The 22,369-nt window shown below is 71.1% G+C and carries 17 protein-coding genes; 8 read left to right on the top strand and 9 right to left on the bottom strand.

Features of this window, described 5'->3' with window-relative positions:
- Window positions 1-81 precede the first annotated feature (81 nt).
- A complete protein-coding gene (locus ABUW04_RS39245; RefSeq protein WP_030248618.1) occupies window positions 82-1,203 on the top strand; it encodes a tetratricopeptide repeat protein in 1,122 nt (373 codons plus the stop codon).
- A 73-nt stretch (window positions 1,204-1,276) separates the two neighbouring features.
- On the opposite strand, the gene ABUW04_RS39240 is transcribed toward ABUW04_RS39245, so the two are convergent.
- Entirely contained in the window at window positions 1,277-1,678 is a 402-nt protein-coding gene (locus ABUW04_RS39240) for a hypothetical protein (protein ID WP_380569070.1), read from the bottom strand.
- 146 nt (window positions 1,679-1,824) lie between these two features.
- Between ABUW04_RS39240 and ABUW04_RS39235 the strand changes: the two genes are divergently transcribed.
- The gene (locus ABUW04_RS39235) at window positions 1,825-3,000 is read left to right on the top strand and encodes a methyltransferase (protein ID WP_380569067.1); all 1,176 of its coding nucleotides are present in this window, start codon (window positions 1,825-1,827) and stop codon (window positions 2,998-3,000) included.
- 13 nt (window positions 3,001-3,013) lie between these two features.
- Here the strand turns inward: ABUW04_RS39235 and ABUW04_RS39230 are convergent, their stop codons facing one another.
- Complete coding sequence (locus ABUW04_RS39230) at window positions 3,014-3,880, bottom strand: Fpg/Nei family DNA glycosylase (RefSeq protein ID WP_380569065.1); 867 nt, start codon at window positions 3,878-3,880, stop codon at window positions 3,014-3,016.
- 182 nt (window positions 3,881-4,062) lie between these two features.
- Between ABUW04_RS39230 and ABUW04_RS39225 the strand changes: the two genes are divergently transcribed.
- Both ABUW04_RS39225 and ABUW04_RS39220 read left to right on the top strand, forming a co-directional pair.
- The gene (locus ABUW04_RS39225; RefSeq protein WP_380569062.1) at window positions 4,063-6,120 is read left to right on the top strand and encodes a GTP-binding protein; all 2,058 of its coding nucleotides are present in this window, start codon (window positions 4,063-4,065) and stop codon (window positions 6,118-6,120) included.
- 44 nt (window positions 6,121-6,164) lie between these two features.
- On the top strand, window positions 6,165-6,836 hold the full coding sequence (locus ABUW04_RS39220; protein ID WP_380569060.1) for an enoyl-CoA hydratase-related protein: 672 nt from the start codon (window positions 6,165-6,167) through the stop codon (window positions 6,834-6,836).
- A 103-nt stretch (window positions 6,837-6,939) separates the two neighbouring features.
- On the opposite strand, the gene ABUW04_RS39215 is transcribed toward ABUW04_RS39220, so the two are convergent.
- Entirely contained in the window at window positions 6,940-7,800 is an 861-nt protein-coding gene (locus ABUW04_RS39215) for an aldo/keto reductase (RefSeq protein ID WP_380569058.1), read from the bottom strand.
- Between the two features lie 126 nt (window positions 7,801-7,926).
- On the opposite strand from ABUW04_RS39215, the gene ABUW04_RS39210 reads away from it, so the two are divergent.
- On the top strand, window positions 7,927-8,814 hold the full coding sequence (locus ABUW04_RS39210; RefSeq protein WP_380569055.1) for a LysR family transcriptional regulator: 888 nt from the start codon (window positions 7,927-7,929) through the stop codon (window positions 8,812-8,814).
- Window positions 8,815-8,897: 83 nt separating this feature from the next.
- Here ABUW04_RS39210 and ABUW04_RS39205 read toward each other — a convergent pair whose 3' ends face one another.
- A complete protein-coding gene (locus tag ABUW04_RS39205) occupies window positions 8,898-10,391 on the bottom strand; it encodes an arabinofuranosidase catalytic domain-containing protein (protein WP_380569053.1) in 1,494 nt (497 codons plus the stop codon).
- 365 nt (window positions 10,392-10,756) lie between these two features.
- Window positions 10,757-12,679, bottom strand: coding sequence for a carbohydrate binding domain-containing protein (locus ABUW04_RS39200; protein ID WP_380569051.1), 1,923 nt, complete (start codon window positions 12,677-12,679; stop codon window positions 10,757-10,759).
- A gap of 411 nt (window positions 12,680-13,090) precedes the next feature.
- Between ABUW04_RS39200 and ABUW04_RS39195 the strand changes: the two genes are divergently transcribed.
- Window positions 13,091-13,471: a DUF7144 family membrane protein gene (locus ABUW04_RS39195; protein WP_380569048.1), complete on the top strand. Its 381-nt coding sequence runs from the start codon at window positions 13,091-13,093 to the stop codon at window positions 13,469-13,471.
- A gap of 13 nt (window positions 13,472-13,484) precedes the next feature.
- Here the strand turns inward: ABUW04_RS39195 and ABUW04_RS39190 are convergent, their stop codons facing one another.
- The 3 genes from ABUW04_RS39190 to ABUW04_RS39180 all read right to left on the bottom strand — a co-directional run bounded on the left by ABUW04_RS39190 (window position 13,485) and on the right by ABUW04_RS39180 (window position 16,607).
- Window positions 13,485-14,303, bottom strand: a complete 819-nt coding sequence (locus tag ABUW04_RS39190) for a carbohydrate ABC transporter permease (protein WP_380569046.1) — start codon at window positions 14,301-14,303, stop codon at window positions 13,485-13,487.
- Window positions 14,300-15,280 (bottom strand): carbohydrate ABC transporter permease, encoded by a 981-nt coding sequence (locus ABUW04_RS39185; RefSeq protein WP_380569044.1) that lies wholly within the window; start codon window positions 15,278-15,280, stop codon window positions 14,300-14,302. The genes ABUW04_RS39190 and ABUW04_RS39185 overlap by 4 nt, the downstream gene beginning before the upstream one ends.
- A gap of 64 nt (window positions 15,281-15,344) precedes the next feature.
- Window positions 15,345-16,607 carry a sugar ABC transporter substrate-binding protein gene (locus ABUW04_RS39180; protein ID WP_380569043.1) on the bottom strand — a complete coding sequence of 421 codons (1,263 nt, stop codon included), beginning with the start codon at window positions 16,605-16,607 and terminating at the stop codon, window positions 15,345-15,347.
- Between the two features lie 271 nt (window positions 16,608-16,878).
- Between ABUW04_RS39180 and ABUW04_RS39175 the strand changes: the two genes are divergently transcribed.
- Window positions 16,879-18,954, top strand: coding sequence for a glycoside hydrolase family 31 protein (locus ABUW04_RS39175; RefSeq protein WP_380569042.1), 2,076 nt, complete (start codon window positions 16,879-16,881; stop codon window positions 18,952-18,954).
- Window positions 18,955-19,002: 48 nt separating this feature from the next.
- The gene (locus ABUW04_RS39170; RefSeq protein WP_380569041.1) at window positions 19,003-20,016 is read left to right on the top strand and encodes a LacI family DNA-binding transcriptional regulator; all 1,014 of its coding nucleotides are present in this window, start codon (window positions 19,003-19,005) and stop codon (window positions 20,014-20,016) included.
- 69 nt (window positions 20,017-20,085) lie between these two features.
- Here ABUW04_RS39170 and ABUW04_RS39165 read toward each other — a convergent pair whose 3' ends face one another.
- Entirely contained in the window at window positions 20,086-22,305 is a 2,220-nt protein-coding gene (locus tag ABUW04_RS39165; protein ID WP_380569040.1) for a hypothetical protein, read from the bottom strand.
- Window positions 22,306-22,369 lie beyond the last annotated feature (64 nt).

Genomic DNA, 22,369 nt, shown 5'->3' with positions numbered 1-22,369 from the left:
GACCCGCGTCCGGGCTGGTGAGCGGTCGGGCCCCGGGGACGGCGATACTGGTGCACGTCGGATCCGAGGAAGGAAGCCACCATGCCCGAAGAGGTTCTCGTGCAGCGCGCGGACCAGGAGGCGGCCCAGGGCCGCCACGCCGCCGCACTGGAGTTGTACGCGAGGGCGTGGGAGAGCCGGCACGACGAGACCGCCGACAAGCTGCTCGACCTGGTCGAGGACTGGGGCGACGTCGAGGCGTCCCTGGAGGTGCTGCGGAGCACCGCGGAGAGCGGGGTGTCCGGGGCCTACGAGGCGCTCGCCGCGCTGCTCATCGAGGTCGAGGAGCCGGAGGAGGCGCTGGAGGCGCTGGCCCTGGCGCATGCGGCCGGCCGCGAGGTCACCCTGTGGACCGCCGCGGTGTACGCGGACGAGCTGGGCGAGCGCGAGCGCGCCGAGGAGTGGTACCGCAAGGCCATCGGCGCGGAGGAGCCCGGGGCGCTCAACGACTTCGGCGTGTTCCTCAGCGACGACCAGGACCGGCTGGTCGAGGCCGAGGAGGTGCTGACGCTGGCGGTGGAGCGCGGCGACCCGATGGCGCTGGGGAACCTGGGCCGGATGCACCTGGAGGCCGAGCGGGTGGACCAGGCGCTGGAGTGGCTGGGCCGCGGCCTGGACGCCGGGGTGCGCTCGGTGCTGGTGCCGATGGCCGAGGCCGAGCAGCAGCTCGGCCGCTACGACGAGGCCAGGGCCCACCTCACCGCGGCGCTGGACGAGGAGATCGAGGGCGCCCAGCTGGCCTGGGCCAACTTCTGCGCCGAGCACGGCACCGCCGAGGAGAAGGCGTCCGCCGAGGGCGAGTACCTGACGGCGCTTCAGCAGCAGGAGTACGGGGCGCACTTCGACTACGCCATCTTCCTGGCCGAGCAGGACCGGATGGACGAGGCGGTCAAGCAGTACGAGGCCGCGGCCGCCGAGGGCGAGTCCAACGCCTGGCTCAACCTGGCCCTGATCTACGAGGACCGCAAGGACCGCCGCACCGCCGAGGACTGCTACCGCAGCGGCATCGAGGCCGGCGACCTCCAGGCCCTGCTCGCCTACGCGGAGTTCCTGCGCCAGTGGGGCCGCCAGAAGGACATCCCCGACCTCTACCCCACCGCCGAGGCCCTCGGCGCCGACGAATCCGAAACAGCCCAACTCCACACCCTGGCCGGCACCGCCTGACCGACCCGTGCGGACGCAGGACGGGCCGGCGCGGAACCCTCCGCGTCGGCCCGTCCCGTGTGTGCGGCCGGGATCAGGCCTGCGGCGTCACCGGGGCGCCCGTCCCGGCCGGCGCCGCCGCCTGCTCCTGCGCGGCCTGCGCCCGGGCCGCCAGGATCTGCTGGGCCTGCACCTGCTGGGCCCGCACCGCCGCCTCGGTGGCCTGGCGGCGCGCCGCGATCGACTTGATCCCATTGGCGATCAGCAGCACCGGCAGGATGAACGCCTTGAACATGATGAAGTAGGTGCCGCCCTCGAAGATGAAGGCGAGGTAGATCGCGTAGCCCAGGAAGGCGACGCCGACCAGGGCGTTGAACACCCGCATGCCGGTGCTGCCGGACCTGGCCGCGGCCAGGGCGACCATCGCGACACCGCTGACGGCGAGCAGCACGACGTACCAGGAGAACAGCGGCTGCGCGCTGAAGTCGAGATTCACAGGGATCCCCCGAGAGATAAAGATCAGATAAGGAACGCGCAGACGCTAGCTGATGCCAGCTACCGACGTCGCCTCAGATTCGCCGCCGAAACCACACCGTGACGCAAATCCCGCAGATGGCGGGCAGCGGCTAGGTTGGGGGGACGATGAATCGACTGATCGCCGCACAAGGCTCGTACGACCTCGCCCGTTTTCCGGCCGACCCGCGTGACACGCTCCGGGCGTGGGACGCCTCCGACGAGTACCTGCTGCGGCAGCTCGACGGGAGCGCCGCCCTGGACGGGACGAGCGCTCCGCCGGTCGACCTCTCCGGTGAGGTCGTGGTGCTGGGGGACCGCTGGGGGGCGCTGGCCACCGCGCTGGCCGGGCAGCGGCCGGTGCAGATCAGCGACTCCTACCTGGCCCAGCAGGCCACCCGGGCCAACCTGGCCCGCAACGGCATCGACGCGGGGGCCGTCCGGCTGCTGTCCACCCAGGACGAGCCGCCGGCCCGGATCGACGTGCTGCTGGTCCGCGTCCCCAAGAGTCTCGCCCTGCTGGAGGACCAGCTGCACCGGCTCGCCCCGGCCGTGCACGCGGACACGGTCGTCATCGGCACCGGGATGACCACCGAGATCCACACCTCGACGCTCAAGCTCTTCGAGCGGATCATCGGCCCGACCCGCACCTCGCTGGCCGTCCGCAAGGCCCGGCTGATCCACTGCACCCCGGACCCGGCGCTGAAGCCCACCCCCAGCCCCTGGCCGCACGGCTACGACCTGCCCGCGGACGTCGGCGCCGGAGCCGCCGGGCTGACCGTCACCAACCACGCCGGGGTCTTCTCGGCCGAACGGCTCGACATCGGCACCCGGCTGCTGCTGCAGCACCTCCCGCAGCTCTCGGGCCCGACCCGGGTGGTGGACCTGGGCTGCGGCAACGGCGTGGTCGGCACGGCGGTCGCGGCGCGGTCCGCCGAGGCCGCGATCGTCTTCGTGGACGAGTCGCACCAGGCCATCGCCTCCGCCCGGGCCACCTTCGCGGCCAACGCCGGTCCCGCCGCGGCGGCCGAGTTCCTGCTCGGCGACGGCCTGTCCGACGTCCCGCCGGGCTCGGTGGACCTGGTGCTCAACAACCCGCCGTTCCACTCGCACCAGGCCACCACCGACGCCGTCGCCCGCCGGATGTTCGCCGGCGCCCGCGCCGCGCTGCGCCCCGGCGGCGAGCTCCGCGTGGTGGGCAACCGCCACCTCGGCTACCACGTCACGCTGCGCCGGATCTTCGGCAACTGCACGACCGTGGCGAGCAACCCCAAGTTCGTGGTCCTGAGCGCGATCAGGCCCTAGGACCCGGGGCCGGCTACTTCAGCAGCCGGGACAGCCGGCGGTCGGCGAGGATCCGGCCGCCGGTCTGGCAGGTCGGGCAGTACTGCGTGGACCAGTCGCTGAAGGACACCTCGCGGACGGTGTCCCCGCAGACCGGACAGGTCTCGCCGGTGCGTCCGTGAACCTGCAGACCGCTCTTCTTCTCGGCCTTGAGGTCCTTGAGCGGCAGTCCCCGGGCCCGTTCGACGGCGTCGACCAGCGTCCTGACGACGGTGGCGTGCAGCAGGCCGGCCTCCTCCTCGGAGAGGTTCGCGGCCGGTCTGAACGGGGACATCCGGGCGGCGTGCAGGATCTCGTCCGAGTAGGCGTTGCCGATGCCGGCGATCACCGCCTGGTCCCGGAGCACGCCCTTGATCTGGCGCCGCTCGCCGGAGAGCAGCGCTGCGAGGACGGCCGGGGTGAACTCCGGCGACAGCGGGTCCGGACCCAGCCGCTGGATCCCCGGCACCTGCGACGGGTCGTGGACCAGGTACACCGCGAGCCGTTTCCGGGTGCCTGCCTCGGTCACGTCGAAGCCGGCCCCGTCCGGCCCGGCCAGCCGGACCCGCAGAGCCAGCGGCCCCTTGCCGGGCTTGGGCGGCAGCTCCGGCAGCCCCTCCTTCCAGCGCAGCCAGCCGGCCCGGGCCAGGTGGATCACCAGGTGCAGTCCGTCGGCGTCCAGGTCGAGGAACTTCCCGTGCCGGGTCGCCCCGGTGAAGGTCCGGCCCGCCAGCGCGTCGGGCGGCGGGTCGTAGGTCTTCAGGGCCGACACGGCGAGCGGATACACCCGCTCCACGGTGCGTCCGGCCAGGTGCTCGGCCAGGAACCGGGCAAGGGACTCGACCTCCGGCAGTTCGGGCATACGCCCAGTCTGCCCCGCCGGCCGTCAAATGCGGCGCTCCGTTTAATGCCGTGCTCCGCGCGCAGGGTTGCGGTAGCGTCCCTCCGCAACGTTCTCGGAAGCAGGGAGTACGAAGATGCGGCGTGGCCTCGGAGCAGTCGAGTTGCTGTGTGCCCCTTCCCTGACTTCTTCCGAGGACCGTTTTGACGACGCCCGACACCCTGAACCTGGGCATTCTCGCCCACATCGACGCCGGTAAGACCAGCCTCACCGAGCGGTTGCTGTTCGACAACGGGGCCGTCCCCGAACTCGGCAGCGTCGACGCCGGCAGCACCCGCACCGACTCCGGTGAGCTGGAACGCGAGCGCGGCATCACCATCCGCTCGGCCGTCGCCGCGTTCGCCCTCCGCGGCGACGACGACGCCGACGGCGCGCCGGACCTGCAGGTCAACCTGGTCGACACCCCGGGCCACCCCGACTTCATCGCCGAAGTGGAACGCGCGCTCTCGGTGCTGGACGGCGCGGTCGTGGTGCTGTCCGCGGTGGAGGGCGTCCAGGCGCAGACCCGGGTGCTGATGCGGTCGCTGCGGAAGCTGAAGCTGCCGACACTCATCTTCGTCAACAAGATCGACCGGATGGGCGCCCGCCCCGAGGGCCTGCTCGCGGACGTCCGCAGCCGCCTCGCTCCGCACATCGTCCCGATGGGCACGGTGACCGACCCCGGTACGGCTGCGGCCCGGGCAACGGCCCGGTCCTTCGCGGACCCGGAGGCGCGGGTCGCGGCCGCCGAGGTCCTCGCCGAGCAGGACGACGATCTGCTGGCCCGTCTGGTCGACGGATCCGTCCCGTCCGAGGCGGACCTCCGCGAGGTGCTGCTCCGGCAGACCGCGGCCGGCCAGGTGCACCCGGTGTACTTCGGTTCGGCGCTCACCGGCGAGGGGACCCGCGAACTCGCCGACGGCATCAGGACGCTGCTCCGACCGCCGGTCGCCGACCCGGGCGCACCGGCCGACGGCACGGTCTTCGCGGTGGAACGGACCCCGGCCGGGGAGAAGGTCGCCTACCTGCGCCTGTTCTCGGGCCGGGTGCACGAACGGGAGCAGGTCGTCCTGCGGCGGCACGGGCCCGGCGGGGCGGAGCACACCGTCGGCGGCAGGGTCACCGGCCTGCAGACTGTCCGTCCACCGGGGTCCGTCCCGGGCCGTTCTGACGATCGATCACTGACGGCCGGCAGCATCGCCAGGGTGCGCGGCCTGTCCGCCGTCCAGGTCGGCGACCGGATCGGCGACGGTACCGGTGCGGGGGACCGCAGCTCCGAGGGGTTCCACTTCGCCCCGCCCGGACTCGAGACCGTGGTCCGCCCCGAGCGGCCCGACCAGAAGGCCCTGCTGCACGCGGCACTGCTGAGCCTCGCCGACGAGGACCCGCTGATCAGGACCAGGCCCGCAGCCGGCGGGGCGACGTCCGTGCTGCTCTACGGCGCGGTGCAGCGCGAGGTGGTCGCCGAGCGCCTGCGCCGCGACTTCGGGGTCGCCCCGGTCTTCGAGCCGATCACCCCGGTCCACGTGGAGCGCCCGGTCGGCACGGGGGAGGCGCGGATCGGGATCGAGCGCGGCGGTGGCCATGACTTCTGGGCCACGGTCGCACTCCGGGTGGAACCGGCGCCGATCGGCTCCGGCGTCCGCTTCGTCGACGACACCGAATGGGGGGCTCTGCCGCAGGCGTTCCACCGCGCGGTGGACGAGGCCGTCCTGCGCTGCCTCGAACAGGGGCTGTACGGCTGGGAGGTGACCGACTGCACGGTCACTCTGACCGAGGTCGGCTACACCTCGCCGGTGAGCACGGCGGCGGACTTCCGCAACCTCACCCCGATGGTGCTGCTGCGTGCGCTCAGGGCGGCCGGGAGCAGAGTCTTCGAGCCGGGGCAGACGGTGGAGATCGAGGTGCCGCCGGACCTGCTCGGCGGCGTGGTGGGGCTGCTGGGCACCCTCGGCGCCGACATCGACCGGTCGGTGCAGCACGGCACGTCCTGGCTGATCGGCGCCGAACTGCCGGCGCAGGCGGTGCAGCAGCTGACGGCGGCGCTGCCCGGGCTGACCCGCGGCGAGGGTGCGCTCTGGTCCGGACCGGGCGCCGATCGGCCGGTGCATGGCGCGGCGCCGCTGCGTGAGCGGTTCGACGGCAATCCGCTGGACCGGATCGAGTACCTGCGATTCCTCGCCGACCGCTCGCTCGTCCGTACTATTGTTACTGGCCGGTAGTAGCCGATGCGGCTGCCACGGCCGGAGCGAGAGAAGGAACAGCCATGCCCACGCTGGACCGCCAGGACGATGTCTTCGTCCTCGACATCGGGGACAACGAGAACCGCTTCCACCCGGACTGGCTGGCGGCGGTCGGTGCGCTGCTGGACCAGGTGGAGCAGGCCGAGGGGCCGAAGGCCCTGGTGACCACCGCGACCGGGAAGTTCTTCTCCAACGGCCTGGACCTGGACTGGCTGTTCGCCCACGCCGACCAGGCCGGCGAGTACGTGGCCGGGGTGCAGGAGCTGTTCGCGCGGGTGCTCTCACTGCCCATGGTCACCGTGGCCGCGCTGCAGGGGCACACCTTCGCGGCGGGCGCCATGTTCTCGCTGGCGCACGACTTCCGGGTGATGCGCGCCGACCGCGGCTTCTGGTGCCTGCCCGAAGCCGAGATCAACATCCCTTTCAGCGTGGGGATGTCCGCGCTGATCCAGTCCCGGCTGAGCCCGCGGACGGCGCACGAGGCCATGGTCACCGCCCGCCGCTACGGCGGTCATGACGCCCTGGCCGCCGGCCTGGTGGACCGCACCGCGGACGAGGAGGCGGTCAGGGCGGCCGCGATCGAGATCGCCCGGCCGCAGGCGGCCAAGGCCGGCCCGACGGTGGGGACCATCAAGGCCCGGATATACGCCGGGGTCCTGGAGGCGCTGCGCGAGAAGGACATCCCGCTCGGCTGAGGGGGTCGGTTGACGGAAGGGCCCCCGGTGCTCGCCTCGAAAGGGGCACCGGGGGCCGGCCGGGTCCGCCCGTCCGGTCGCTGCGGTCGGACGGCCGGCTGTCTCAGGCCGCGTCGAGGCGGCTGAACTCGTCGGCGGACAGCTCCAGTTCCGCCGACGCGACGGAGTCGCGGATCGTCTCGGGGCGCGAGGAACCCGGGATCGGGATAACCACCGGCGCCTTGGCGAGCATCCAGGCCAGGCAGACCTGCTGCGGGCTCACCCCGTGGTCCTGCGCGACCTGCTGAAAGGCGGCGAACCGCGACCCCAGCCGGCCCGCGTTGCTGATGCCGCCGAGCGGGCTCCAGGGCAGGAAGGCGATCCCCAGCTCCGCGCACAGCTCCAACTCCGGTTCGCTGGAGCGGAACGCCGGCGAGAACTGGTTCTGCACGCTGACCAGGCGTCCGCCCAGGATCTCGTTGGCCAGCCGGATCTGCTCGGGGTTGGCGTTGGAGATCCCGGCGTAGCGGATCTTCCCTGCGTCCAGCAGGTCGCGGATCGCGCCCACCGAGTCGGCGTAGGGGACCGTCGGGTCGGGGCGGTGGAACTGGTAGAGGCCGATCGCCTCGACCCCGAGCCGCTTCAGCGAGGCGTCGCAGGCCCGCTTCAGGTACTCCGGCGAACCGTTCTGGGTCCAGGAGCCGTCGCCGGGGCGCAGATGTCCGCCCTTGGTCGCGATCAGCACCTCCGAGGTGTCGCCGCCGTAGCCGGCCACCGCGCGGGCGATCAGGGTCTCGTTGTGGCCGACGTCGATGGCGGTGAGGTGGTAGGCGTCGGCGGTGTCGATCAGGGTGACGCCGGCGTCGAGGGCGGCGTGGATCGTCGCCACCGAGCGCTCCTCGTCGGGCCGTCCCTCGATCGACATCGGCATCCCGCCGAGACCGATCGCGCCGACCCGGACGTCACCGATGCTGCGAGCCTGCATGGAGGAGCCTCCTGGGAGTCTTGCGCGTGCTACGGACTGTCTGCGCTTCTCCAACAGCCTGCGGCACTGCCATTAAGCTGTCCAACAGAAGTTGCTGATCCCTTTGAGCACTGCGGGTGATGAATCATGGAACTGCGGCAGCTGGAGTACTTCGTCGCCGTCGCCGAGGAGCGCCACTTCACCCGGGCGGCCAAGCGGCTGCAGGTGGCCCAGTCCGGGCTGTCGGCCTCGATCCGCACGCTGGAACGGGAGTTGGGCGCCGCACTGTTCCTCCGCAGCACCCGCTCGGTCGAGGTGACCCCGGCCGGGCAGGCCCTGCTGGTCGAGGCCCGGCGGGCGCTGTCGGCGAGCCATGCCGCCAAGGACGCGGTCGCGGCGGTCCAGGGCCTGCTCCGCGGCAGCCTCTCCATCGGCTCGCTGCAGTGCCTGCACGTGGTCCATCTGCCCGCGGTGCTCGCCAGGTTCTCCGCGGCGTACCCCGGACTGGAGATCCGGCTGCGCCAGGGCGGGTCCAACGAGCTGACCGAGGAGGTCCGCACCGGACGGCTGGACCTCGCCTTCGTCTCCCGCCCGGCCGGCAGTCCCGAGGGCGTACTGGTGGAACCGCTCGCCGACGAGCCGCTGGTACTGGCCTGCGGCCCCGATCACCCCCTGGCCGCGAGGTCCGCCGTCGAGCCGGCCGATCTGGGGCAGGAGCAGTTCGTCGACTTCCACCAGGACTGGGGCACCCGCGACCTGGCCGACCAGGTGCTCGGCGCGGCGGGGGTGGACCGCCGGGTCGCCCTGGAGGTGACCGATGTGCACTCGCTGCTGGACCTGGTGGCCTTCGGCCTGGGCGTGGCCCTGGTCCCGCAATCCTTCGCGGCCAAGACCGACCAGGTCCGCTTCCTCCCGCTGGCCGGGCCGACCGGACCGCTGCCGCCCTGGCAGACCGTCTCGGTCACCGGCGATCCGGTCAGCCCGGCCGCGGCGGCGCTGCTGCGCGAGGTCCGCCGCGGCCGCGGCGCCCGCTGAGACCCCTCAGCGGGCGCCGCGCACTGCGCTGTACCTACCGGTCATGGCGTGATGGTCAGGGCGCGAAGGTCAAGGCGCGAAGGTCAGGGCGCGATGGTCCACTGCTGGCAGGTGTTGTCGAGCTGGGCCCACTGCCGGACCACGACGCCGTTGGCGGTCCCGCAGTTCTTCACGTCCATCACCATGCCGTTGCCGACGTTGGAGATGGTGTAGTTGCTGCCGACCTTGGTGACGTTCCACTCCTGGCAGAGGTTGCTGAGCGAGGCCCAGAGGTCGAGTGAGGTCCCGTTGGAGGAACCGCAGTTGACCGAGTCCAGGACGGTGCCGCTGTTGACGTTGGTGATGGTGTAGCGGTTGCTGCCCAGGCTGGTGAACTTCCACTGCTGGCAGGTGTTCCCCAGCGACGCCCACTGGTCGATCGAGGTCCCGTTGGCGGTACCGCAGTTGACGGCGTCCAGCACCTTGCCGCTGTTGGTGTTGGTCAGCCGGTAGGCGGTCCCGGCGACCGGGAAGCTGCTGCTCGGGCTGGTGTAGCCGACCGAGACGATGTTGGCCTGGACGGCGTTGTCGGCCGCGTCGGTCGGGTAGCCGGTGGTCATCACGCCCTCGAAGAAGGAGCCGTCCGACCCGTTGCTGTCGTCGCCGCCGGTGCCCAGCACGATGGCGCCCTCCTGGCTCATCGGCGTGTAGCCGCCCAGGTCGGGCAGGGCGCCGTTGTACCAGGTGCTCAGCGATCCGGACTGGGCGTTGCCGCCCTTGATGGCGTAGGTGGTGGTGCCGTTGTTCTTCAGCAGCGCGGTGACGAAGGCGCTGGAGTTGCCCGCGTTGGCGGTGTTGGAGCCGTTGCCGCCGGCGAACAGGCCGTTCTCCAGGTCGGCCTGGACCCAGGGGCCGGAGCCGGTGCAGGGCGAGAACCAGCACTCGGTGCCGAAGTTGATGGCGTCCATGTGGCCGTTGCCGGTGTCGTCGCCCGAGGTCTCCGCGTTGCCGTAGTCGAAGCAGCAGCGGGCGTTCACATGCGTGCCGCTGGTGACCATATAGGCGCCCTGGGCGGTGCTGCCGGTGGGCACACCGCTGGTGCTGTTGTTGCGGTAGCCGACCCCGGCCGAGACGAAGACGCCGTAGACCGAGTGACCGCCGACGGTCACCGGCAGCGCGTTGGCGATCGCGCCGACATCGGCACCGCCGTTGCCGCCGGCTCCCTCGATGGTGAGGTTGTTGTGCTTGGAGGTCTGGTCGTAGATCTCGGTGATGGTGCAGGTCGTACTGGCGCAGAAGGTGTCCTGGGCGGCGGCGTTGGCGTAGCCGCCGGCGGTCAACGTGCCGATGTCGGTGGTCGTGCTGTCGGAAGCCCGCTTCACCTGGTAGAGCGAGCCGCTGTAGGCGGCGAAGAGCGCCCGCACGGTGCTGTGCGCGGCCACGCAGGGCGTGCCCGCGGCGGCGTAGATGTCACAAGGCAGGGAGGTGGCGGCCTGCGCCGTCCCCGCCGTGCTGATCGCGCCGGCCAGCAGGGCGAGCAGGAACGCCATTGCGGCGCCCGCTGCCAGCAGTGCTCTCCTCAGGTGCCGAACTCGCATCCGAACGTCCACGGTGGGCCACTCTCCGTTCCGGTGGGCCTTGCTGGGTGGGGTGGGCCGCGCCGACGAGCCGGACCGCCGAGGGCGGCCGGTGATGTTAGCGTTAACAATTTCTCCCGCAGGCAGGGGTGGTCGACTGGGGGATATGTAGTGCGCATGGCAGGCGGCGCGATGGCCATCACTATGGATCCGGCGTTTGGTTGCGTCAAGGTTTCCAACAGAACAAATGTGAGCGCTCACATTCGACCTGACATTGCGCCAGGTGAGGCCTCGACACAGCCGGATCCCAAGCTACGCACAGCAGTTGACGGCCCCTCCGGCGGACCGGGGTCCGGTGGAGGGGCCGTCAGATCAGAGCAGCGGGGTCAGGGCAGCGGGGTCGGTGCGGCCAGGTAGGACTGGGTGCGGGTGACCCAGTAGTCGTAGTCGCTGGGGGCGCTCTGGTAGCTGCCCACCATCTCCGGCACCCCGTAGGTGCCCGAGCCGGTGCCCGCCCCGAAGAGGATGGCCACCACGCCGTCCGCCGCCGCCTCCGGGAGGTGCGAGCCCCAGGTGACGGTGGACCCGCTGACGGTCACCTTGGGGTCGGCGCCCGGGTTGCTGCTGTAGAAGGCGAGGTTGTTGCCGCTGCTGGTGAACGAGTCCCCGTAGAAGAAGGTGGCCGCCGAGTCCTCGTCCCGGTTGGCCGAGACGTCGTCCAGGGCGGGGAACTTCCCGGAGGCGTTCCAGTAGGTCGGGCTGGCCGTGAGGGTCGAGTTGAGGTGGCCGGTCGGCAGCTGCCACAGCACGGCCGGCAGTCCGAGCGACTGGCGGATGGTCTTCACATAGAGCAGGTAGTTGGTCCAGTGCGCGTCGTTGAGGTAGCGGATGTCGCCCGCCGGGTTCGGGTCGTTCAGGATGCCGAAGTCCTGTCCCCACTGGTCGAACGCGGTGAAGTCGGCGTCGTAGTTGATGGCCGCCGTCTTCGCGAAGTCGGCCACCTGGGTGGCGGTGCTCACCACCGACTGCTGGCCTGCGGTCCAGCCCAGGGTGTCGGTGTCCTTGAGCGCGTCGCGGACGCCCCAGGTGTTGACCTGCCAGCCGACGAAGGCGGTCGGGTCGTACTTCTTGACGGCGTAGTTGATCGCCTGGACCAGGCCCTTGAGGTTGTTGCCGAAGGCCGGGTCGCTGCCGCTGGACAGCACGCCGGAGGAGTACGCGGCGTTGGTGGCGGCCGGGAACTGGGCGGCGTCGTTGTTGTACTGCGCCGCGTAGTTCTGCTGCAGGTAGCCGAGCATGTCCGGCTCGATCACCCAGCCGACCGGCTTGCCGGGAGCGGCGGCCTGCGCGGCCTGGGCCGCGGACTTGAGCGCCTGGAAGTAGGTGGTCAGCCAACTCGCGTTCTGCATGTTGGTGTAGTCGACGCTGGTGCCGTCGATGTTGCCGTTCATGCCGTAGTCGACCAGGACCGGGGTCATCCCGAACTGCTCGGAGTGGGTGACCATGGTGGTCGTGGTCGTGGCCCAGTTGGCGAAGTCGCCGCCGATCAGGTACTCGTACCCGTAGTCCGGCAGCTTGCCGTGCGACTTGAGCGTGGTGAAGAACGCGTCGACGGTGTTGCCGGGGGTGTAGACCGACCCGATCGACAGGTAGTTCGGGTGCCAGGCGGCCGTGCCGCCGGTGCCCCCGGTGGCGGTGGGAGTCGGGGTGGGGCTGCTGGTCGGGCTCGAACTCGCGGTGGGACTGGCGCTCGGCGTGGGGCTGGCCGACGCACTGGCCGACGCACTGGCGCTGGGCGTCGGGGTCGCCCCGCCGCCGGGGCCGGTGAGCACCACGTCGTCGGCCGTGTAGCCGCCCTGCCCGTACCAGCCGTGCAGGTAGACGGTGATCGAGGTGGTTGCCGCGCCGGTGGTGAACGTGGTGCTGAGCTGCTGCCAGCTGGTCGCGGACGGCGTCCAGGTGGAACTGGAGCCGTTGGCACCGAGGTAGACGTAGGGGCCCTCGACGTAGGCCGACAGCGTGTACGTCGAGTTGGGCAGCACCGCGACGGTCTGGGTGCACTGGGCGTCCGCGGACGACGTCGGCAGCCCGGACAGCGCATGGGTGCCCGAGTGCACCGGGGAGCCGACCACCGAGGCGGTGCCGCTGTCGCAGGTCCAGCCGGACAGCGTCCCGGTCTCGAAGCCGGCGTTGGTGAGCAGATTGGCGGCGGCGGCACTGGCACTGCGGCCCAGCAGGCCGAGGCCGAGCGGGACGAGAGCGACTGCCGTCAGCGCGGCGAGTGCCCGGTTTCTCCTGCGGTGATGCACTGTGCTGCCTCCTGGGGGCGACATGACGGTCGGCACGGCACCGCGCCGCCGGCGGGGGGACGGCAGCGGCTGTGCACCTGACAAAAGCAGGTATGTCCCGAACAATGGCCTAGACCTATTAGGCCGTCAAGGGTCTAGACCACGCCATGAGTTGTCGCTAGGACTCCCTTAAGCCGGGCGGCGGCAGGGGCCCCGGCAGGCACTCGGGTGGCAGCGGTGGCCGGGGCGGCCGACCATGGAAGTGCGCCGTCGGACCGTCGAGGCGATCGGAGCGGAGTACCGCGGTGCGGAGTCCAGCCCTCGCGCGAGGCCGAGCAGCGGAGATCTCTGATGACAGCCCAGCAGCCGTCGCACAACCAGACAGGCGCCAGTCCCGCTTCACGGGCACCCCGCGGAGGCGCTTCCGCTCCCGTGGGCGTTGTGTTCGCCGCGGTGGTCATGGCCGTCAGCGGGGTCCTCAGCATCCTGCAGGGCGCCGCCGCGATCGCCAAGAACGTTCCCTACGCCAATGTCCTGCACTACGCCTACCGGTTCAACGTCTCGGCGTGGGGCTGGATCCACCTGCTGTTCGGGGTGGCCCTGGTCGTCATCGCCGTGTGCCTGCTGGGCGGGATGGTGTGGGCCCGGTGGGCCGGGGTGCTCTTCGCCGCCACCACCATGGCCCTGCAGTTCATCTTCCTGCCCTACTACCCGGCCTGGGCGCTGATCGTGATCACCCTGGACGTGGTGATCCTCTGGGCGCTGCTGATGCACGCGAGCGAACCGGACTGGGGACCGCCGGACCGCCGCTGAGGACTGCTGCGGGCTACTTCACCGCGCCGCCGGTGATGCCGGAGGCGATGAAGCGCTGGGCCAGTACCAGCAGCACCGTGGACGGCAGGCAGGCCAGCACGGCGCTGGCCATCACCGGGCTCCACTGCTCGGTCTGGGCGCCGAGGTACTGGTAGATGCCCAGCGTGATCGGGGTGACCGTGCCCGACGAGGTCAGCGTCAGCGCGAACAGGAAGTCGCTCCAGGCGAACAGGAAGCTGAACAGGGCGGCGGTGACGATGCCGTTGCGGCAGATCGGCACCACCACCGACCAGAAGGTGCGCAGCCTCCCCGCCCCGTCGACGCGTGCGGCCTCGATGATCTCGCCGGGGACGTTGGCCATGAAGGAGCGCATCAGCAGGATCGAGAAGGGGATGCCCAGCGACGCGTCGGCCAGGATCAGGCCGGGCAGCGAGTTGAGCAGGTGCAGGGTGTTGTAGGTGCCGTAGAGGGCGTTGGCGATGACGATGCCCGGGATCATCTGGGTGACCAGGGTCGCCAGGACGATCCATCCGCGCCCCGGCAGCCGGAACTTCGCCAGCGCGTAGGCCGCGGGGGTGGCCACCGCGACGGCGACGGCCGTGGCGCCCAGTGCCAGCAGCAGGCTGACCAGCAGGTGCCCGCCCTGGTCCGCCAGTGCCTGGCGGTATCCGGACAGGCTCGGGTGCCAGGGGAACCAGGCGGTGGTGAACGAGGTCGCGTCGCTCTGCAGGGACGCGTTGACCATCCAGTACACCGGGAACAGCAGCACGGCGAGGATCAGCAGCGCCAGCACCGTGGAGAACCGGCTGCGCGTGGTCGACGGGGTCTTCATGACTCGCCCTCCGTGAGGATCGCCCGGCGGTTGAAGCGCAGGTAGACCAGCGCGAACAGCAGGGAGACCAGGATCAGCACATTGCCCATGGCCGCGCCCTGGCCGAACAGGAACGTCTTGAACGACAGCTGGTAGGACTGCACGGCCAGGGTCTGGCTGGAGTCGGCCGGCCCGCCGCCGGTGACCACCAGGATGATGTCGATGACCTTGACGGTGTAGATGAACCCGAGCACGACCACCACGGTGACCACCGGCCGCAGCAGTGGCCAGGTGATGTAGCGGAAGCGGCTCCACGGACCCACGCCGTCCAGCGCGGCCGCCTCGTACAGCTCGGGCGGGATCTCCTTGAGGCCGCTGTAGAGGATCGCCAGGTTGAAGGGGATGCCGACCCAGATGTTGACCAGGGTGACCGAGACCAGGGCGACGCTGACGCTGGACAGCCAGGGCACCCCGCCGGCCGGGGCCAGGTGCAGGCCCTCCAGGATCCGGTTGACGATGCCGGTGTCCTGCCCGAGCATCCACCGCCACACCGTGGCCGAGGCGACCATCGGCAGCAGCCAGGGCAGGAGCAGCAGCGCTCGGATCACGCCGTTCAGCGGGAAGCGGCGGTTGAAGAACAGTGCCAGCGCCATCCCGATCACGAACTGCCCCAGCATCGAGGCGACGGTGAACAGCGCGGTGTTGAGCACCAGTTTCGTGAACAGTCCGGAGGTGAAGACCGCCTGGTAGTTGGACCAGCCGGTGAAGGGGGCCCGTCCGGTGTAGAGGCTGGCGGTGCTGTAGTCCTGGAAGCCCATCACCACGTTCCTGGCGATCGGGTAGCCGAAGAACGCGAGCAGGTACAGCAGGGCGGGCGCCAGGAACAGCCACTGGGCCAGCCGCTCCTGCCGGCGGCGCCGTCGTGGGCCGCCGGCCGGTCCTCCGGCCCGCATGGACCCGGCCGCCCTGGCGCCGGGAATCGTCGAGACCTGGGTCATCCTGCTGTTCCTCCGCCGTAGTTCCGCCGTGGTGGGGTGCGCGAGCCGGGCCGGACGCGCCGGGTCAGCCCTTGGTCGCCGCGGACTGAGCGGTCGTCAGCGCCGCCTGCGGGCTGGCCGCGCCGGTCAGCGCCGACTGCATCGCGGTCTCCAGCGCGGTGGCGATGGCCGGGTACTTGGTGCCGACCACCGCGGTGCGGGACAGCGCGGTGGAGACCTCGGTGACGAACGGCGCCAGCGCCGGGGTGTCCTTGGCGACCTGGGCGGCGGCCGACTGCAGCGAGGGGACGTAGCCGGCCGCCTTGGCGAGCGCGACCTGGTTGGCGCCGGTGTTCATGCAGGCCAGCACCTTCGCGGCGGCCTTCTCCTTGGCCGAGGAGGTCACCGGTACGGTCCACACCTCGCCGCCCAGCGGCACCTTGACGGCGGCACCCGCCGTCGGGACCGGGATCGGGGCGACCCCGTAGTGCAGCCCCTTCGCGGCGTCCAGGGTCGGGAACTGCCACGGCCCGTTGATCATCATGGCCGCCTTGCCGGCGATGAACTGGTCGTTCACGTCGCTCTGCGCCCAGGTCACCACCGACTTGGACATCGAACCGCTCTTGACCAGGCCGCTGACCAGCTGCAGCGACTGGACCGAGGGCGCCGCGTCCAGGTGCTGCAGGTCCCCGCCGTTGGACCAGAAGAAGGGCAGGTACTGCCAGGCGCCCTCGCCGTCGTTGTCCGCCGACATCGCGAAGCCGTAGCGCTTGGGGGTGGTCAGCTTCGCCGCGTCCGCGGTCAGTTCGGCCCAGGTGGTGGGGGGCTTGATGCCCGCCGCGCTCAGCACGTCCTTGTTGTAGAACAGGGCGATCGAGTTCACCCCCGGGGCCAGTCCGTAGACCTTGCCCTGGTAGCTGCCCGCCGAGAGGATCGAGGGGTAGACGCCGGACAGGTCCACGCCCGCGGTGTCGAGCGGGACCAGCGCGCCGGTCTGGGCGATCTGCTGCAGGCTCGGGTTGTCCAGCATCAGCAGGTCCGGCAGCGTGTGCGAGGACAGCTGCTGGAGCACCTTGGGCATCAGCTGCGGATTGGCCACGCTGACATGGGTGACCTTCACGCCGGTGCTCGCCGCGCAGCTGGTCAGGATCGATCCCACCGCGCTGTGCATCGGCTCGGAGGTGTAGTAGTCCGTCGCGGTGAGCGTGAGCGGACCGGCGGGCGCGCTGCCGGTGGCCGCGCCGGAGCTGCAGGCGCCGGCGGTCAGGGCCACACCGGCGGCCATGGTCAGCGCCAGGCCTCGGCGCGGAGATCTGCTGGGACTCCCGATGTTCCTAGCTGCGTTCATGGCTGCCCCTCTCGCGGAAACGTTTCGACGTATCGAAGCGCGAGCGGGAGGGGTTGTCAATGGGAGGTTTCGTTTCCGTGGCTCGCCGGTAACCGCACTTCGCCCGAGTCTCCCTGGTGACGGGTGCACTTGACGTGATGACCGGCGATGGGGGAGGGTCCGGTGCTCGGGGACGATTGCCTCTAGCGATCATCGAATCAATTCGATTAACATCCGGCGGGCAGACCTGTGGCGTCTCGGTGCCCGGGTCCATGAACAGGGAGGACGGGGCATGAGCGTGTTCCGCGAAGTCGACGGCGGTCTCGAATGGCGCGACAGCGAGCAGTTCGTTCGGATCGAGCCCTGGGGTGTCGACAGCGTGCGGGTCCGCTCCGGGGTCGGCGTCCTGATGGAGGACCTGCCCGGGGCGCTGCTGGCCGCACCGCCGGGCTTGCACCCGGTCGTCGAGCTGCCGCCGCCCGGTTCGGTGACCCGTTCCGCCGAGGCCTCCATCGGCGCGGCCGTCGGGATCCAGGGGCCGCCCGCGGTGCTGCTCCACGGCGGGCTGCGGGTCGAGGTCACCCCGGCCGGGGTGGTCCGGTTCCTGGACGCGCAGGGCGAGGAACTCCTCGCCGAGCGGCCGGCCCACTTCTGGTGGCCCGGCCCGCGCAGCTTCAGCCCGCTGGGCGCCGGCCGCTACCGCATCGAGCAGCTGTTCGCGGCCTACGAGGACGAGCGGATCTACGGACTGGGACAGCACCAGCACGGGCTGCTCGACCAGAAGGGCGCCGTGATCGACCTGGTCCAGCGCAACACCGAGGTCAGCATCCCGTTCCTGCTCTCCAGCCGCGGCTACGGCCTGCTGTGGAACAACCCCGCCGTGGGCGCCGTCGAACTGGCCGCCGGCGGCACCCGCTGGATCGCGCACCAGGCCCGGCAGATCGACTACTGGTTCACCACCGCACCCACGCCGGCCGGGATCCTGGCCAACTACGCCGACGCGACCGGCCACAGCCCGGTCCTGCCCGAGTGGGCCACCGGTTTCTGGCAGTCCAAACTGCGCTACCGCACCCAGGAGGAACTGCTCGCGGTCGCCCGCGAGCACCGCAGCCGCGGCCTCCCGCTGTCGGTGATCGTGGCCGACTTCTACCACTGGCCCAGCCTCGGGGACTGGCGCTTCGACGAGGCGGACTGGCCCGACCCCAAGCAGATGGTCGCCGAACTCGACGCCATGGGCGTCAAGTTGATGGTCTCGGTGTGGCCCTCGGTGAACCCGGTCAGTGAGAACTGGCAGCAGCTCAGCGAGCAGGGGCTGCTCATCGGCACCGAGTCCGGGCTGCCCACCCACACCCGGTTCATCGACAAGCCGTCACCGGTCCCGACCCCGGTGGCCTTCTACGACGCCACCAACCCGCAGGCCCGTGCCTTCCTCTGGGACACGATCAGGCGCAACTACGCCGACCTGGGCATCAACGTCTTCTGGCTGGACGCCTGCGAACCGGAGATCGTGCCGCTGCACCACGCCAACCTGCGCTTCTGGGCCGGCAACGGCGCCGAGGTCGGCAATCTGTACCCGCGCGAGCACGCCCGTGCCTTCTGGGAGGGTCTGGCCGCAGGGGCGGCCGCGGGCTCGGGCTCGGGCCCGGGCCACGACGGGATGAGCTTCTCCCGCTCGGCCTGGGCCGGCAGCCAGCGCTACGGCGCCGCCCTGTGGTCCGGCGACATCGGCGTGGACTTCGCGACGCTGCGCCGGCAGATCGCCGCCGGACTCAACACCGCCCTGTCCGGACTGCCCTGGTGGTGCGCCGACATCGGCGGCTTCCACGGCGGCGACCCGGACGACCCCGGCTACCGGGAGGTGATGATCCGCTGGTTCCAGTTCGGCGCCTTCAGCCCGCTGTTCCGGATGCACGGCGACCGGGCCCCGCGCACCCCGCTGGGCCGCGACATCACCGGTGGGCCCAACGAGGTCTGGTCCTACGGCGAGCGCGCCTACGAGATCATGACCGGCTACCTCGCCCTGCGCGAACGGCTGCGCCCCTACCTGCGGCAGCAGATGGAGACCGCCGCCCGCGCCGGCCTGCCGCCGATGCGGGCGCTGTTCCTGGAGTTCCCCGAGGACGCCCGGGCCTGGGAGATCGCGGACCAGTTCCTGCTGGGCCCGGACCTGCTGGTCGCCCCGGTGCTGGAGGCGGGTGCCGAGAGCCGCGAGGTCTATCTGCCGGCGGGCGCCGACTGGACCTGCGCCTGGACCGGCCGGTCCTTCGCCGCCGGACGCACCCACCGCTGCCCGGCGCCGCTGGAGCGGATACCGCTGTTCCTGCGCGACGGCGCAAGCCTTCCGATCCTCGCCGCCGAGCTCGGCTAGACCGGGCGGACGGGTAAAGTCAATGGTCTCTCACCCGATGGAGGCGCAGTGCCGGTAAGGCTGGTCGATGTGGCGCGGCGGGCCGGGGTCTCGCCCAGCACGGTGTCCTACGTGCTCAGCGGCAACCGGCCGATCTCCGCCGAGACCCGGCGCCGGGTCGAGGAGAGCATCGCCGAACTCGGCTTCCGCCCGCACGCAGGCGCTCGCTCGATCCGGCGGCAGAGCACCAACGTGGTCGCCATGGTGCTGCCGATGTTCGCGGACGGTCAGAGCAGCGTCCAGATGCAGTTCGTCTTCGCCGTCCTGCACGCGGCGCGAGCGCAGGGGTACAACCTGCTGCTGCTGACCGCCGAGGACGGCGTCGCCGAGATCAACAACGTGGTCAACAGCGCCATGGTCGACGGCGTCATCGTGATGGAGATCCAGGTCAACGACCCCCGGGTGCCGGTGCTGCGGGCGCTGGACCGGCCCGCGGTGCTGATCGGCACGCCCGACGACGCCGAGAGCCTGGTCCACGTGGACTTCGACTTCGCCGCCGCCGGTGCCATGTGCGTCCAGCACCTGCACGACCTGGGCCACCGTCACATCGGCATGCTGGCCCAGCCCGCCGACACCTTCGCCCGCCAGGCCGGGTTCGCGCTGCGCGCCCGCGACGGCGTGCTGCAGGAACTGACCGACCGCGGGCTGAATCCGACCTGGATCCCGGCGCAGCCCAACCCGGCCGGGGTGGCCGAGGCCATCGAGGAGCTGTTCGGGCAGGACCCGGAGCTGTCGGCGCTGATCGTCTACAACGAGCTCGCGCTGCCCTTCGTCCTGGACCGGCTGCGGCAGCTCGGCCGGCGGGTGCCCGGCGACATGTCGGTCGTCGCGATCTGCCCCGACGACCAGGCCCAGCACCTGCTCCCGGCCGTCTCGGACGTCGCGCTGCCCGCCGCCGAGCTGGGGCGGTTGGCCTTCGAACGCCTGGTCGGACTCATCAGCGGCACCGAGCAGCCGGTGTCCACGCTGCTGGAACCGCACCTGAACCGGCGCGGCAGCGCGGGCCCGCCGCTGCGGCGCTAGCGGGGCGGGGCCGGGCTGGGGGGTGTGCGGATCGATCCGCGCACCCCCCACCCCGTTCAAGCGGGTCCTTCAGCCGGTGGTGACGTCGGCGCTGTCGACGGCGACGTTGAAGCCGCTGCTGCTGGGGTTGTGGTTCCCGGTCACCCTGATGTGCAGGGTGTGCGTGCCGGAGGCCAGCGTCGGGCTGGTCCAGACGACGCCGGAGGCGTTCCGGGTGGGGCTGTAGTCGTCGACGACCGTCTCGGCGCCGCCGTCCAGGGAGACCGCGATCATCTCCTGGTCGACGTCGCGCACGGCGTGCAGCGCGACCCTGGTCCCGCTGAAGGTGAAGGTCGCGGTGGAGCCGGCGGTCTGGCTCCAGTTGGCGGTGCCGTCGTACATGTCGGAGATGCCGTTGGCCAGGCCCCAGCCGGAGCTGTAGGAGAACTGGTCGACCCCGCTGCCGGTGGCGTTGCCGTCTACGGTCACCGTCGTGCCCGAGCTCTGCGTCTGCAGGACGTCGGCGCTGTCCAGCGCGATGGTGCTGCCGCTGCTGCTCGGGTTGCGGTTGCCGGTGGCGGTGACGGTCAGCGTGTGCGCGCCACTGGCCAGGACCAGGCTGGTCCAGACGATCCCGGAGGCGTTGCGGGTGGCCGCGTAGTCGTCCACGGTGACCGGGGCGGAGCCGTCCACCGAGACGGTCATGATGCCCTGGTCGGTGTCGCGGACCGCGTGCAGGGCGACCTGGCTGCCCTGGAACTGGAACTGCGCGGTGGAGCCGGCGGTCTGGGTCCAGTTGGCGGTGCCCGCGTACATGTCGCTGATGCCGTTGGCCACGCCCCAGCCGGAGCTGTAGGAGAACTGGTCGATGCCGGCGCCGGTGCTGTTGGCGTCGACGGTGGTGGTGGCGACCGGGGGAGGCGTCGGGGCGACCCCGTTGGGGGAGAGGGTGACGGTGTACGCGTCGGTCCCGGAGACCACGTTCACCGGGACGCTGATGCTGCCGTTGCTCGGGGTCATCGCCGTGTCGGTGACCGTGATCGGGGTGACCAGCTGGCTCTGGTCCGGGATGCGCTGCACCGTGACGTGCACGGTGCCGCCGGACAGCAGCCAGGGCGTGGCGGACAGCCCGTTGATGGTGACCGTGGTGGTGCCGGTCTGGCCCGAGTTGTTGCCGAGCAGGGCGGTGGCCCGGCCCCGGCTCTGGTCCTCGGTCGCGAAGACGGCCATGCCGCCGCTGTTGCTGCTCGCCGCCCGGACGCCGGTGAGCTGGGCATAGGCCTGGTAGACCCACCACTGCCCGGAGGGCTGCTGGCTGCTGCCGCTGCCGGTCAGCAGCGAGTCCAGGGTGCCGGCCCCGCAGCAGTCGCTCCAGATGGCATGGGCGGCGGCGGTGACCCCGGAGACCGCGAGGCGGTCCAGGAACCAGGCCGAGTAGGCGGAGTTCTGCTGCTGCGAGAAGAGGTACTCGTTGATGGTCATCGGTATCGCCGGGATGCCGTGCGCGGACATCAGGCTGCTCGCGTCCGCTGCGTCAGCGGCGGGGTCGGTACCGAAGTGCCAGTTGAGGACGTTGGGCAGGGTGCCGTCGGCCTTGGTCTGGCCGAGCCAGGAGTCCAGCCAGCTGTGGTTGTAGCCGCTGTAGGAGGGGCCCACGATCTGGGCGGACGGCACCAGGCGGCGGATCTCGCGCACCGCGGTGTCCCACATCTGGTAGTACTGCGCGCTGTTGACGCCGCGTTGCCAGAAGCCGGTGCCGTCCGGCTCGTTCCAGATGTCGTAGCTGACCCTGACGCCCGAGGCCTGGACGTCGGCGACGACCTGGTCGATGAAGGCGGTCCAGTTGGCGCAGTTCCCGTTGTCGCAGGGGTAGACGGTGTTGGTCGGCTGGGTGGTGTCCGCGCCGTACAGGTCCGACACCAGCAGGTGGTAGGTCCCGTTGTACGGCGCCGTCGTCACCCGCTTCGCCTGCGAGAGCGCGGAGTTGATGCGGACCCGGTAGCCGGCGCCGGCGGTGTAGCCGTCGCCGATCCACCCGCCGCCGGCGATCCGGGCACCGCCGCCGCGGAACAGGTCCGCCTGCAACGGCTGCAGCAGGGAGTCGGCCGGACCCGATCCGTCCTGGGTCAGCCCGTACAGGAATCCGGCCCCGGCGTGGGTGGGGGCCGCGCCGGGCTGGGACAGGTCCACGGAGACGGTGGTGTCCGCCGCGCTGGCGTGTGCGGGCGCCGGTGCGGCCAGGAAGGCGCAGGCCAGCGCGGAGGAGGCGAGCAGGGCGAGTACGGCGGAGCGCAGCCGTCCGGTGTTCATCAATTCCCTCCCAGGGGTGGGGTAGGCGGGAGACCATCGTAGAAACGTTTCGACGAATCAAAGC

Origin of the sequence: Streptacidiphilus jeojiensis (assembly GCF_042510965.1) — a bacterium.
Classification (GTDB): Bacteria; Actinomycetota; Actinomycetes; order Streptomycetales; family Streptomycetaceae; genus Streptacidiphilus; species Streptacidiphilus jeojiensis.
The sequence above is the reverse complement of the archived record's forward strand: the minus strand, read 5'-3'. Positions and strand labels throughout refer to the sequence as shown.